At 49.6% G+C, this 13,465-nt stretch carries 14 protein-coding genes; all 14 read right to left on the reverse strand.

Annotated features, from left to right (window positions below; all coding sequences use genetic code 11):
• Window positions 1–93 precede the first annotated feature (93 nt).
• The gene (locus tag BLU87_RS00255; RefSeq protein ID WP_092343933.1) at window positions 94–1,425 is read right to left on the reverse strand and encodes a flagellar hook protein FlgE; all 1,332 of its coding nucleotides are present in this window, start codon (window positions 1,423–1,425) and stop codon (window positions 94–96) included.
• 74 nt (window positions 1,426–1,499) lie between these two features.
• On the reverse strand, window positions 1,500–1,889 hold the full coding sequence (locus BLU87_RS00260; RefSeq protein WP_092343934.1) for a TIGR02530 family flagellar biosynthesis protein: 390 nt from the start codon (window positions 1,887–1,889) through the stop codon (window positions 1,500–1,502).
• On the reverse strand, window positions 1,886–2,548 hold the full coding sequence (locus tag BLU87_RS00265) for a flagellar hook assembly protein FlgD (RefSeq protein WP_092343935.1): 663 nt from the start codon (window positions 2,546–2,548) through the stop codon (window positions 1,886–1,888). The genes BLU87_RS00260 and BLU87_RS00265 overlap by 4 nt, the downstream gene beginning before the upstream one ends.
• 27 nt (window positions 2,549–2,575) lie before the next feature.
• Window positions 2,576–4,054, reverse strand: coding sequence for a flagellar hook-length control protein FliK (locus tag BLU87_RS00270; protein WP_092343936.1), 1,479 nt, complete (start codon window positions 4,052–4,054; stop codon window positions 2,576–2,578).
• Between the two features lie 37 nt (window positions 4,055–4,091).
• A complete protein-coding gene (locus BLU87_RS00275; protein ID WP_092343937.1) occupies window positions 4,092–4,604 on the reverse strand; it encodes a MotE family protein in 513 nt (170 codons plus the stop codon).
• Window positions 4,601–5,041 carry a flagellar export protein FliJ gene (gene fliJ / locus BLU87_RS00280; RefSeq protein WP_092343938.1) on the reverse strand — a complete coding sequence of 147 codons (441 nt, stop codon included), beginning with the start codon at window positions 5,039–5,041 and terminating at the stop codon, window positions 4,601–4,603. Before fliJ ends, BLU87_RS00275 begins: the two co-directional genes overlap by 4 nt.
• A gap of 3 nt (window positions 5,042–5,044) precedes the next feature.
• Window positions 5,045–6,367: a FliI/YscN family ATPase gene (locus BLU87_RS00285; RefSeq protein WP_092343939.1), complete on the reverse strand. Its 1,323-nt coding sequence runs from the start codon at window positions 6,365–6,367 to the stop codon at window positions 5,045–5,047.
• Window positions 6,364–7,023, reverse strand: coding sequence for a FliH/SctL family protein (locus BLU87_RS00290; protein ID WP_092343940.1), 660 nt, complete (start codon window positions 7,021–7,023; stop codon window positions 6,364–6,366). Before BLU87_RS00290 ends, BLU87_RS00285 begins: the two co-directional genes overlap by 4 nt.
• Window positions 7,010–8,023: a flagellar motor switch protein FliG gene (fliG, locus tag BLU87_RS00295; protein WP_092343941.1), complete on the reverse strand. Its 1,014-nt coding sequence runs from the start codon at window positions 8,021–8,023 to the stop codon at window positions 7,010–7,012. Before fliG ends, BLU87_RS00290 begins: the two co-directional genes overlap by 14 nt.
• An 11-nt stretch (window positions 8,024–8,034) precedes the next feature.
• Entirely contained in the window at window positions 8,035–9,630 is a 1,596-nt protein-coding gene (gene fliF, locus BLU87_RS00300) for a flagellar basal-body MS-ring/collar protein FliF (protein WP_245706316.1), read from the reverse strand.
• 76 nt (window positions 9,631–9,706) lie between these two features.
• On the reverse strand, window positions 9,707–10,012 hold the full coding sequence (gene fliE, locus BLU87_RS00305) for a flagellar hook-basal body complex protein FliE (RefSeq protein WP_092343942.1): 306 nt from the start codon (window positions 10,010–10,012) through the stop codon (window positions 9,707–9,709).
• A 12-nt stretch (window positions 10,013–10,024) separates the two neighbouring features.
• Window positions 10,025–10,456, reverse strand: a complete 432-nt coding sequence (gene flgC, locus BLU87_RS00310; RefSeq protein ID WP_092343943.1) for a flagellar basal body rod protein FlgC — start codon at window positions 10,454–10,456, stop codon at window positions 10,025–10,027.
• A gap of 8 nt (window positions 10,457–10,464) precedes the next feature.
• Window positions 10,465–10,878 carry a flagellar basal body rod protein FlgB gene (gene flgB, locus BLU87_RS00315; RefSeq protein ID WP_092343944.1) on the reverse strand — a complete coding sequence of 138 codons (414 nt, stop codon included), beginning with the start codon at window positions 10,876–10,878 and terminating at the stop codon, window positions 10,465–10,467.
• Between the two features lie 43 nt (window positions 10,879–10,921).
• Window positions 10,922–13,330, reverse strand: coding sequence for a tetratricopeptide repeat protein (locus BLU87_RS00320; protein WP_092343945.1), 2,409 nt, complete (start codon window positions 13,328–13,330; stop codon window positions 10,922–10,924).
• Window positions 13,331–13,465 lie beyond the last annotated feature (135 nt).

A 13,465-nucleotide genomic window follows, 5' to 3' on the forward strand; every position in this document is an offset into this window, starting at 1 on the left:
AGTTTAGATGCATTGAATCAGGCGCTGCAACCAGTAAACCCCTAAGTCTGATGACTTAGGGGCAACTAGTAGTTTTTTGTCACTAGAGGTTATCTACCGTTTCAGGTTGATAACTTCTGCCAACATTTCATCGGTCGTGGTGATTGTTTTGGAGTTGGCTGAGAAACCCCGCTGGGTCGTGATCATTTTGACAAATTCCTGAGCCATATCAACATTGGACAATTCCAGCGAATTTGTAAAAATACTCCCAACACCAGAGCCAATGGTTCCGACAACCGGGACGCCAGAAGAGGTGCTCTGAGCATACATATTGCTGCCAATTTTCGTCAGGGCGCTAGGATTGGTGAATTTTGCTAACGGGATGCGCATCAATTCGCGTGGGGTTCCGTTAGAAAAATTGCCGATAACATTCCCTAACTCATCAACGCTCAATTTTACCAGAGTTCCCGTGCCGTAACCATCTTGCTCTTGCGAAACAACCACTGAGGGGCTGGCATATTGACTGGTTTGCATGTCAATGGAAACCTGTTGGTCTTGAGATGCGCCATTGACCCAATCCAGGTCGCCAAGATTTGTTGTTGCGGTGGGCCGTGGATAAACCGGATCACTGCTGGTATCACCTGAGATAGAGTAGAGGTCATTTCCGTCGATGGTAATTAAATCACCACTGGAATCAAATCCCAGAGTCCCCGAGCCCACAACCTCTAGCTCTCCAGAAGTTCCGCCAGTCACTTCACCGCCATCGACAACGGTGTTCCACTCCCATGTCTGGTCAGCGGTCTTGGTGAAGTAAGTTGTCATCAGGTGGGTACTGCCCAGGCTATCAAATACCTGAATTGAGGTTGCAGTATTTGAAGTTGTGACTGGATCTGTAGAGTCAAAGCCGGTCGCGATTGTCACCGAATCAGAATCAAGGTTGGTGTTGAGGTCGATATTTGCTGTGGGTTCTGCCGGGGTAAAGGACTCGGTGTTGGCCCAGATGGGAGTCAGGTCGCCGACAGCGTTACCGTCTGCGTCCAGCTCATATCCCATGACATTGTACCCTTCAGGATTGACAAGGAAACCATCGGCATCAAAACGGAAGGACCCGGCTCGGGTATAGTTGTTGGAAGCATTGCCGGTGGAAGGATCACTGACAATGAAGAAACCTGCCCCTTCAACGGCAAGATCCGTATTGGTCTCGGTATTTTCAAAGGTTCCTTGACTGAAGACTGTATCAATGGTTGAGAGGCCGACACCGCGACCAACTTGCGAGGTCCCGCCAGAGCCAGACACGGAACTGGATAGCAGATCACCGAAAATCGTCCGGCTCGATTTAAAACCAACGGTGTTGGCGTTGGCAAGGTTATCACCCAGAACGCTCATCGCGTTTGCATTGGCGTTAAGTCCACTGACTCCACTATAAAGGGCACTAGATACTCCCATTGTGTTTCTCCTTGTTTGAAAGCCGCGTCAATCAGTCGGCGACTTACGAACCTCCTCAGAGAGGACCGGTTCGGTTAGGCAATCACTGCACTGTCAATATTGGTAAAGACGTTGTTCTTAAGTTGTTCCTTATCGACTACCGTGACGACGGTATCGTTTTTGACACTCACGACCAGAGCGGTATTATCAAGCATGACCAAGGACTCGCGGCCCCCTTTGGCGCTGACTTGAGAGACAGCTGATTCCAGGCGCTGCATCTGGTTGGAGCTAAAGTTGATGCCACGACTCTGCATCCGATCGGTGGCGTGTTTGGAAAATTTGACACCTCCTTGCGCAATCTTGTTTTGTAGTAACTGATCAAAGCGACCAACGTCCTTGGTTGTTGTGGTCTGGTTGTTCCGAGCGATGTTTTGCGGTCGCGTCGGGGCTATTGGTTGCGGCATGATCGTTATGCGATCGGTCATAGCGCGACTCCGGCTTTTTCGATCTTACTCATGGCGAAAGTCCCGGCGTCGGTTTCCAGCTGAGTTGCCGTACCAGTCATGTCAACCGCTTCCACGCGACTTTTAATCAAGCTGTCGGATGACACAATGTTGTCATCGTCATCAACTGCTCTGATGACCAAGGAGTAGTCACCTGGATCCAAGGGCATACCGAGATCGCCAAGGCCATCCCAGTCGACAAAGTGTTCACCCACCCCTGTTTCCTGTGCCGAAACTGTGGCAACCGTGGATCCGGTCTGATTCAGGACATATAGTTTGACATTATCTGCCTGATTGTCGAGGCGATAGCCCAGTTGCACCGGATCGCCACTGAAATGGAATTTCTCTGTTTGGGCAACAATATCCTGTCCGATTAAACCGAACGCTGACATCCGCTCCATTTCGCCACTCATCGAAGCCAGTTCTTCCAGACTCTTGTTGGCGTTTTCCAATTGTTCCAGAGAGCTGAATTGGGCCAACTGAGAAGTGAACTCTGTGGCATCTTCTGGGTTCATCGGGTCTTGATTTTCCAATTGAGCAACGAGTAATAAAAGAAAATCATTTTTACCCATAGAGACACTGTCTGAAGTTGTTGATATCGCGCTCGTGTAACTTGTATCAATTCCGCTAATTGCTGACATCTTGTTTAAACCTCCTTTCTTTTTATTCTATACGTGGAGATTGATGCCTCCACCAGCATTCTGCATCAGCTGGGCGAGAGGGATATTCAGTTCTTCTGAGTCAAGGGGCTGCTGCCATCCCTTTTGTCCTTCGGAACCATTATTTTGTTGCTGTTGAGACAGGTTCTCAAATTGTCCATCTTGTTGCTGTTGATCAACATTGACTTGAAATTGATCAATCTTCAGGCCTTGTTCTGCCAACGCGTTGCGCAATTGCGGCAAGTTCCGTTCCAGCACTTCCTGGACCTGATGGGTCTGGGCATGAAGATTGGCTTTGATTCGATCACCTTCGACGATCAACTCAAGTTTCAATGATCCAAGTTCCGCGGGTTGTAAACGGAGAACCATGCGTCCGGTATCACCATTAACGCTGCCAGAGAGATGGGTCACCACCTGATCAATAACCTGACTCTCAGGGACTTGTTGACCACTTGCCAACTGTACTACTGGAGTTTGTGGCATCAACTTGTTGGTTTCCAGACCTTGAACTTGAGACTGGCCTTGGGCATTGAAGTTCTGTTGGGACTGTTGCACTAAATTTTCCAGAGACAAATTGTTCCCCGATGCAAGTTGAGCAGTGCCAACGTCGAGAGCGGTTTTGGTCTCGGTAGTCACAGCTTCAGCAGACTGTAACTTAAACGGTTGATTCTCTTGTTTCGATGACAGATGCTCCTGTGCTGATCGAAGCAGCTGAACGGTTTGATCTGCCCGTGGTTTGACCAGGCCTGCAAAGCGAGGATCAACCGTATCGGCCGTTGCACCAGGCAGTGTTGCGATTGCCTCTTCAGTGCTATTTTCACTCACAACGGGTTGCGGTGAAATGACGCTATCAAAGGCTTTTTGTAATGCTTGTCTCACTTGAGCATGATTCTCCACAATAACCGGAGTCTGATTCTGTGGTGTTGCCGCGACCATCTCGGTAAGCAGTCCGACGGTGTTTTCTCCTTGCCGTTGATTGCTCAGTTGTTCCTGTACTTGCACAACGAATTGTGTCAAGAACTCATCACGATCGACATCACTGTTCAACGTTTCTAGCTGCTCTGTAACATGAGACAGGTCAATCCCTGCAACGACCTGTTGTTCTAGGTCTTCAGTCGATTCAAGTTGTTGTAGAAGATTGGTTAACAATGTTTCAACGGCGTCGGTATCCTCGGCATTGGCTGTCTCTTCTTCGGAGAGAACCGCTATCAAATCGGTGATAGTGCTTTGAATTCCTGTCTCCTGCGTAGAGGTTGCGGCCTCTTCAGGTTGTGGATCCGTTTTCGTTGCAACTTCATTTGACTTGCTTTCTGGGTTGATAACATCCGGCGATGCTTCTGGTTTGTTATCAGAACTTGCAATTGGTTTATCTTGTTGGATCTGTTGTTTTTGCTCCAAAACACGATTAAATGATTGTTCGCTGTTGCTGTTTGCTTTTATGGGAGCAACAGTTTGTGGTCCGCTGTCGATAATTGATAATGCATCCATATGTGTCACCTCCTTCCTTGTTTATTTTCTCTTCGGGCTAAGTTCCCGAATTATTCTTCACCGGTATTTCGGTAAAAGCTTTACTTAGTTCTGTTGCGGTTTCGGCATCAAGGTTGTCTAGAATTTTTCCTGCCGTTTTCTTTTTGATACCAAGGAGCAGATCGACCGCTAACTGATCATCAAGTTCTTTGATTAATGTGGCCGCTTTTTGCGGGTTCATCTTTTCGTAGATCTTACTGAGCTCTGCGATTCGCTCCCCTTCAGTTTCTTCTTTACGGTCAAGCAATATGACCAGTTCATTTCTGAGCTGTTGCATAGCCGCAATTTTCTTATCGACCTCTGCCTCTAAGGTCTTTAGCTGCATTTCTCGAGTCTTTATTTTACTTTCCTGGACATCTAGTTTTGCGTATTCATCTTCGATTGAGACTAAAATCCGACGTTCCTCTACAGAGGAGATATTCTTGTCAGTGAGCAATCCGGGTTCTGCCGCGTAGAGATTTCCGACACAGAAAAGCACCATTATTGGCAGAGATAGTGTTCTCAATATCATGGGTTATATCCTTTATTCCGTAAGCTGATTTCATCCAACAGTTCCCGTTCTTTGCGTGACAGCTGTTGTTGATATTCAGCTTCCTGCTTATCTTTCAACTTTTCCATAACCTGACGGTCTCGCGCCGCATTGAGGAGTTCATTTCTTTCAGAGAGGATCTGCTCTTCTAAGCGTTGGATTTGTTTTAGCAGCGTTTCCATTTGCGCCCGGCAATGTTGAATCTGTGATTCATACAAGATCAATTCGGCAACTGCTAAACCGTCGACCTGGCGAATTTTTAGTTCCCGGTCATAGCACTGTAATTGCTGTTGCTGTTCTTGCAACCGGGCTTTTAACTCCGCTTGTTTCTGCAAGCTGGTCGTCAGTAACTGTTGGGCCTGATCTTCCAAAGATTGCCGATAATTGAGCACCACCTGTAATTTAAACTTCGCAGCCATGATCTAACGTCCCCCCTGACGGCGATCCTGTAGCAGTGCTGTCAACTCTTTCTGTGTCGTCTCCAAATCGACAGCTTCGTTCATCCCTTGTTGCAGGAATGCGGTAATGGCTTCAATCTGGGAAATAGCGTAGTCGATTTTGCCATTGCTCCCTTCGATATAGGCACCGATATTGATAAGGTCTTCAGCCTCTTTATAGGTCGCCAGAATCTCCCGAACACGGCCACCTAACTGCATATGTTCAGGGCTGACAATGTCACGCATCACCCGGCTGGCAGAGGTGAGGATATCAATGGAAGGGTAGTGGTTGCGTGCTGCCAGATCGCGTGAAAGGACGATGTGCCCATCAAGAATGGACCTGACGGCATCAGCAATCGGTTCATTCATGTCGTCACCTTCGACGAGGACGGTATAAAGTCCGGTGATGCTCCCTTTTCCCTTGAAGCTCCCTGCCCGTTCCAACAGTTTTGGCAGGGTGGCAAAGACCGATGGTGTATAACCTTTGGTTGTTGGTGGTTCGCCGATGGCCAGACCGACCTCACGCATTGCCATGGCAAAACGGGTGACGGAATCCATCAACAACAGAACATTTTTTCCCTGTGCGCAGAAGTGCTCCGCTATTGTGGTTGCGACGAACGCTCCTCGCATCCGTAACAAAGGAGATTGATCTGACGTTGCGGTGATAACGACGGAACGGGCGAGCCCTTCGGGGCCCAGATCGCGTTCAATAAATTCACGTACTTCTCGTCCCCGCTCACCAATCAGGGCGATGACGTTGACATCAGCCTGAGTATGTTTGGCCATCATCCCCAGCAGAACACTTTTGCCTACGCCTGAACCTGCCATGATTCCCATCCGTTGTCCCGAACCGCAGGTCAGAAGACTATTGATTGCCCGTACCCCTAGGTCAAGAGGATCGACAATGGGTTTACGTGCCATCGGGCTTGCCGGAAGGGCATAGAGAGGACATTCATGATCGCAGGATTGTAGCGGACGTTCATCGAGAGGTTGTCCTAAGGCATCAAGGACCCGACCCAGAAGATGATCACCAACCGGGATTGACGCGCTGTCGCGAACAACTTGAATCAGACTGCCAGGGCCCAGTCCGCGAAGTTCACCTAGAGGCATCAATAATGCACGGGAATCGCGGAAACCAACCACCTCAGCGGGGACCGGTTCACCGCTGCCTTGCGGGATCAATTGACAGAGAGTTCCGACCGTGGCATTGGGGCAGTAACCTTCGACCACCAGACCGACAATCTGAATGACTTTGCCACTGACTTTGAGCGGATTGACCGCTTTAACGCGCTCGACGAGGCTTTTCATCCCACATCCGATATCGCTTCACTTAACGATTGGCGAATGGTTTCAAGCTGGGTTTCAAGCGTAGCATCAACATCGCCAAGATCAGAATCGACCCGGCAACCTCCAGGTGAAATGTCAGGGTCGGCTTCGATGTTCAAATTTTTTAAACCACTGATACTGGCAAGAAAAAGGGGTTTTTGTTGGGTGACACTCTCGAGATCCGCCGGATTGATGTGGATGCGATATTGGTCGGTGCGCACCGATGATTGCAGGGCATTTTCAATAATGCTCAAAAGAATCTTGGGGTCTGCTGCGACCTCTCTGCGGATAACCTGCTCGGCAATGGCCATGACTAATCGCAACATGTCCTGACCGCTGTTTTTGGCGACAGAGTCACGCAACCGGTTTATTTCTGCGCTTGCGGTCGCAAGGGCTTGTGCCGCTGCTTCCAGGTTGTTCTCGGCATTTTCCAGCGCTTCCTTATGGCCACGGTTATAGGCGGCTTTAATTTCTTTGGCTGCGTTGCCAGCAGATTGAGATGGTACAACCGTTGTTGAACTTTTAGCCGTTCCGTTGTCCTGAGAAGGAGGGCTTGACTCCGCTTCACCGAATGACCGGAACTGAAACTCTTTAAGGCCATTGGCTTCGGACCCTCGGTAAATTTTAGACAAGCTCATCGCCACCGCCGCCTCTCCCTGGGATCACAACAGATCCTTCTTCTTCGAGTTTAAGAGCAACTTTGACCACTTCCATCTGCATTGTTTCAACTTCAGAGAGCTTACGTGGCCCCATGGCCTCAAGATCTTCTGCAATCATGTCGGCAGCTCGTTGGGAAATGTTGCTGAAAATTTTCTCTTTAATCGGATCACTGGCGGTTTTCAATGCCAGCGTCAGCATGTCGGTACTGACCTCTCGAAGGATCGCCTGCATGCCACGACCATCGAGGGCCACGAGGTCTTCAAAGGTGAACATTCTCCTGCGGATCTCTTCAGCCAGGTCGGGGTCGGTCGCTTCGATACTGGTCAAAATAACCTGATCACTCCCTTTGTCCATTTTTCCTAGAATCTCAACCACCTTATCGATCCCGCCGACCTGTTTGCGGTCTTTGCCGACAACAACGCCGACTTCACGCTGCAAGGCTTCTTCAATCTGATTGATCACCTCAGGAGAGACGTTGTCAATTTTGGCAATGCGGTACATCACATCTGCACGCATTTCTTCCGGGAGTTCTGCCAGAATCCGACTGGTATGATCTTCTTTCTGGGTCGATAGGATCAGTGCTACAGTTTGTGGGTGCTCATTTTCCAACAAACCTGAAACCATCCGTGGATGCATTTTCGAGATAGTCTCCAGTGGCCGACCTTCAATCCCGGCAGAAACCTGATCCAGCAGATGCTGGGCACGAACATTATCGGCACCTCCGAGGATGGCGTGCTTAGCAAACTCGTCGCCGCGGATATAGACACCGACATCTCCCCCACGGATTTCTTTGAATTCTTCCAGAATCTCCCGTGCGAGAGCTGGGTCGACATGATCAATCTCCATCATGCAACGACTAATCTCCCGAACCTCTGCATCGTCGAGGGTTTCAAATATCTTTGCGGTCGCTTGTTCACCCAGGCACAGTAGTAACAGCGCTGCTTTTTTGGCTCCGGGTAAATGTTTTGCTTTTTTCACAAATTACTCCATTAAGATTCAGCAGGTTCTTCACGTAACCAGTTTTTCACGACCTGTACCGGCATCATGTCTCCGCCTAAGACTTCTTGACGGATCTGGGCCAGCGGATCATTGGGTCCACCGAGCAGAGGGGTGTCCGTCTCTCCGCGCATTTCAGCTTCTAACTCCTGTACCGTTTTCATTGGTTGGGTCTCGTCGGAGGCCCCACGCAAGGTGCGCATCAATGGTTTGAGGAATAGCAGGTAGACAAACAGGGATGCTAGTGCTAACAGGCCATACTTGATGATTGGCATGAAGGGGTAAATCTTGTTGATGACCGATGGTTGTGGCATCGGTTCATCAATAAAACCGCTTTCAAACGGCATCGAGACCACGGAAATCAAGTCGCCTCGGGTGTCGTTGATCCCCAGTGCAGAACGGACCATCTGCTCGATCTCCGCAATGTCTTCGGCGCTGCGAGGGGTGCTCGTTGGTTTGGTCCCTTCAACTCCCGGGGAGACGCGGTCAGCAACCAGAACCGAAACCGATAGAGTTTTTAGCGTACCAACAGATTGAACCGTTTTGCTGACAACTTTGCTTAATTCATAGTTGATTGTTTCATCAGCCCGGGTCGCTGGGGTTGCAGCGGTTGTGGTGACCGGACTCTCGTTGAGGTTGGAGGCCACTCCGGGGACGCCACGGGAGGCTTCGACACCACCCTCTTCGGTACTGCTCTGTTCACTGACAATCACTGCACCTTTGGGGTCGAGGGCCTCTTCCACTTTTTCGCGCTGGTCAAAGTCCACTTCGGCATTCACCCGAACCAGAGAATTTCCGGCTCCAAGGGCGCGATCCAACAGCGATTGTGCACGGATTTCCAGACGCCGTTCCATGGTTTGTTGATAGTTCAACATCCCTGGGGTCATTGGCCCTGCCAATTCATCGGAGTTGCTTTTGGATAAAACTTTTCCGCTGGAATCGACGACAGTGACGTTTTCGGACTCCAGCCCTTCAACACTGCCGGCAACCAGATGGACGATCCCTTGGAGCTGGGATTCTTTCAGTGATCGCCCCGTGGCAAGTTTGACAATGACGGAAGCGGTGGCTTGTTGTTGTTGTTCTCGGAACAAGCGCTTTTCTGGCAGGGCCAAATGGATGCGTGCCGATTCAACCGGAGCCAATGAGGTGATGGTCCGCATCAATTCCCCTTGCAGGGCACGGCGATAATTAACCTTCTGGGTGAAGTCGGTCATTCCGAAGTTTTGTTGATCAAAAATTTCAAAGCCCACTCCACTTTCAGACAAGCCGGTACCAGCCAGCTCAATTCGAGTTTCGTAGACTTTGTCGGCTGGAATCATGATGTCCCGACCACCATCTTCAAGACGATAAGGTATTTTTTGCCCCTTCAGCCATTCAATTACTGATGATGCATCGCGGTTCGGTAGATTGGCAAAAAGGAGGCTGTAATCGGCCACCTGCGATTGCATAATGATTAACGAGAAGAGAACAGCGCAGACGACGGAGGCGCCGATTAAACTCAGCTTACGAGCCAGTGACCATTCCATGATCACATCGAGCATGTTCTTCTTCGCTATCGCTTGTTGTTTTTCTTCTTCTTGTCCTGCCATCGAAATTTACCTCCGGGATCGATTGCGTAAGCCTTTAACCCATAAAATTGATAAAGTTTAAGTCGCTTGCAGGGGGTTAAACCTGCATACTTATAATTTCTTGATAAGCCTCGACCGCCTTGTTCCGTATCTGCACCATCAACCGCAGGGAGATGTCAGCTTCTTCCAGTTTGATCATCGCACCATGCAGGTTTTTGGTTTCTCCGGCAGCTATCTGTTCGGCTGCGCGGTCAGCACTGACCTGAGCTTGATTCACTTCAGCAATCGAGGTTTTTAACATTTCGCTAAAGTTGCTCCCCATCTGCTGAACTGGATTCGGTTTAGGCTGGGAGAGCCCTTGGAGATGGGCTGTCATTGTCATGTCGGCAACATTATTTATCATTTATTGATTCTCCTATTTTCCAATTTCCAACGCTTTTAAAGCCATCCGTTTTGCTGACTTTACAACGGTTACGTTTGTCTCGTAGGCGCGGGATGCAGACATCATGTCGGCGGTCTCTTCCACGAGGCTGATATTTGGCATGGCGACCTGGCCATTTTCATCAGCGTCGGGGTGAGATGGGTCATAGACCATTCGCGGTGGCAAGGTACTGGCTTGAACCTGGGCAACTTTGACTCCTTGCACGGCGTCATGCATCTGGTTGTCGAGGGCTCTGGCAAAACCATCGGTGCTACTTTGAAATACCACTTCACGCTTACGGTAAGGGCCTCCATCTGGAGTCCTGGTGGTTTCGATGTTCGCTAGGTTGGAACTGATGGCATTCATGCGGACCCGTTGTGCTTTAAGGGCTGAAGCACTGATCTTCATGGTTGTAAAAATATCCATAAAACCTCCTAACTGCCGTTACTGGCAGCAAATTTAAGCATCGAAAATTTCTTCTTCAACATTTGACTGCCAGCTTCATAGAGCAATTGATTCTCGGCCAGATCAAACATCTCATCATCAACCGAAACCGTATTGCCATCACCTTGTGTGCTATTGCTGGTTTCTAGGGTCAGCGTCCCCTGAACTCTGGATATGCCGCCGCCTCCAATAGGGAAATGTTTCGGATTGGTCTTTCGTCCCGCCATCTCCGGGGTGTTGATGGCTTTGCGTAAATTATCTTCAAAATCAAGTTTCCGAGCGGAGTAGCCAGGGGTGTCTGCATTGGCAACATTTCCAGCTATCACTTGTTGTTTCTGCGCCCGCAAATCAAGACTCTTTTGCAGTACGGCAATGGTTTGATCGGCTATTCTGATGTCTGCCATAAGATTTACTCCTGCCAGTTTACTGACTTTAGAATTGTCACTCTCAACGTTTCTCTTCAATTAGCAAGTCCTGCGCCAACTTTCCCCAGGGACTGCTTCCATCCGCATCGACCACTTGTTGAAGAAGGTTAAGGGCCGCCGTCCGTTGCTGCTGCCGAAGCAGGATTTGTGCTGTGCGATAGCGCGCTTGGGTGCCGAATTGAGGGTCATTAACGAGTTGGTTATAAATTTTGACCGCGGCGTTATTTTGGTTTGTCTGGTAGTAGCCCTCACCCTGTAGTGCCATTTCTTTGACTTGCAAGGTCTCTCCAGAACGGGTAATCGTCTCCAGACTATTGACCAGGTCTTGCCATCTCCCCAGTTGCCCATAGATGTTGGCAGCGCGGATTTCCAGAGCGGTACTGCTGGGGCGGTCTTTTCGGTCTAACCAGGCAAGCAATTGGTCTTGATCTCCTTCACGCTCAAAAGCATCCAGTAAGATTCCAAATAATGCCCCGCTATCTTCGCCGTGAGGGAATTTTTCAAGGTAGCGCCGGGCATATCGTCCCGCCTCTTGGTACTCTTTCCGCTTTGAGTACGATTGCGCCAGGGGCAGGTAAATAAATTCATGATCCGGCTGTCCAGAGCTGCGATCAAAGAGGTAGAGGAGGACCCGTGTAGACCTCTCATAGAGGCCTAACCGGTTGAAGGCAGTTGCCAGGTCGCGAAGAAAGCCTTTGTCAAAACCACTTCTTAATAGGAGTTTGCGGTTCTTCTCTGCCAAGACTACGGCTTGCAAGTCATTTTGGTTTTCAATCAATTGGCGCACCACCGTGGGAAGTTGCTGCAGAATCAGTAGGTTAGCCTCGCGGACGAGGGGGGAACTGCCGTAATTGCGCTGAAAATACAGCAGTGATTCGATGCTCTCTTGATGTGCTCCCAGCAGGTAGAGGGTCAAAGCATATTTGAGCTGACTCTCTTCGCGCACGATCCGGAAGTGTGACGTTTCGGCCAACTGCGCATAGGCGGTAGCGCTCTGTTCTCGCTCAAGTTCTCCACCATTGATCCACTTTTTATCAATCAATCGCAGCGTTGCCCGGTCACCACCTTCAGTATCAGGGCGGTCCAGAGTTGCCCGCTGGAGGCCAATCATACCCCAACCCCGGTCACCGGCTTCATCTGCTGAGAGGCCAGCGGCAAAGAGGAGGAGGTCATCCCCCGGCCCCTCAATCAAAGGATCAATGAGCTTTCGGTAGAGATGATTTGCAAAGCGATAGTCTTCGGCTTTAAAAGCGCTGAATGCCGCGCGATTGAGAGAACATCTGTAAACATCAAAAAGTCCCGGCTCTTCCGCCAGGTCCCGATAGGCGTTCAGTGCCAGATCGAGATTACCAAGACCAGAATTGGCATCGGCAGTTCTCAGCTGCAATGGGATCTGGAGGGTTTTGGGCCAGTTGATCTCTGGGGTTTGTAACTGCTCTAGCGCCACTTGATTTTGGTCTGAATCCAGCGCTGTCTCTGCAAACAAGAAATGGACAAGAGGGAGCAGGGGGTGATTTTCATCGAGTTTTGGCAGCAGCTGTTGCAAGGTCAGTTGGGCGACGAAGGGTTGACCTTGGAGGGCTTGTCCGTACGCTGTCAAATATTCGACACGCAATTGTTCCGCTCCTTTTTGACGACGTAACGCATCGATTCTGGTGATGCCACTTTCGATTGCACCGGTGCGCAGTTGTGCTTCAGCCATGAAGAGATCACGTATGTAGCGTTGTTGCTGGTCCAACTCGCTCAACCCGGTTGCCGTCTGGAGCAAACTGAGGAACATGTTGTTGTCAGCATGTTGCTGCAACGGCCAGAGAGGGCTGCCGTCGTCGGTAATGAGTTTCGGGAGTTGTGGAAAGGTAAAGCTCAGCGGTAATTTCAACTGCCATAAGGTGCGATAATCACGGAAAAAATCATCCCAACGGCCTTTCCATGGGGACTCTTGCTGAAATTTTGCCGCTCTCTTTCCTGCCTTTCGCGGGGGCATATCGGTAATCTGAAAAGCGATCGCGGGGCGACTGGATGCGTTGGTTTCCCAGTCAATGTTGATGGTGATCTGTGCCGGTTGTTGCTTTGATTCGATGATGATGTTCTCAGGAGATCGCCGCAAGACAATGGATATGAGTAACTCTTCCTTCTTCTGAGCGAACAAGAACTTAACGATTTTTTCATCTTCCGGAAGGCTGCGCAGGTCCGGGGCGAGCTGGACATTCCCTAGTAACAGATCGAATCGCTGACCGGACTTAGCCGTTGTGAACTTGGGTAAAGCGGAGAGTTCCAGTGTAATCTGCGTACTTCTGGGGGTTTTCTGTTTTGTCATCTTGAGTAGAGAGACTGGCTCAGCTGCTTTGGCAGACATGGTCATACTCATGATAAACAATAATATTAGCAGTAATAAGCCAATAATTTTTACAGCATGTATAGGATGTCGCATCCACACCTCCGGCGGTTTAGTTATTCCCGGAAAGGTTATACGCGATAATCATGCCAAAACTGTTTGATATGGCTTAACTTGCTGAAAATAAACAAAGTTTAAGCGGAGTTTTTGGCTCTCGGTCGAGCGGTGATG

Origin of the sequence: Desulfuromusa kysingii (assembly GCF_900107645.1) — a bacterium.
GTDB lineage: Bacteria > Desulfobacterota > Desulfuromonadia > Desulfuromonadales > Geopsychrobacteraceae > Desulfuromusa > Desulfuromusa kysingii.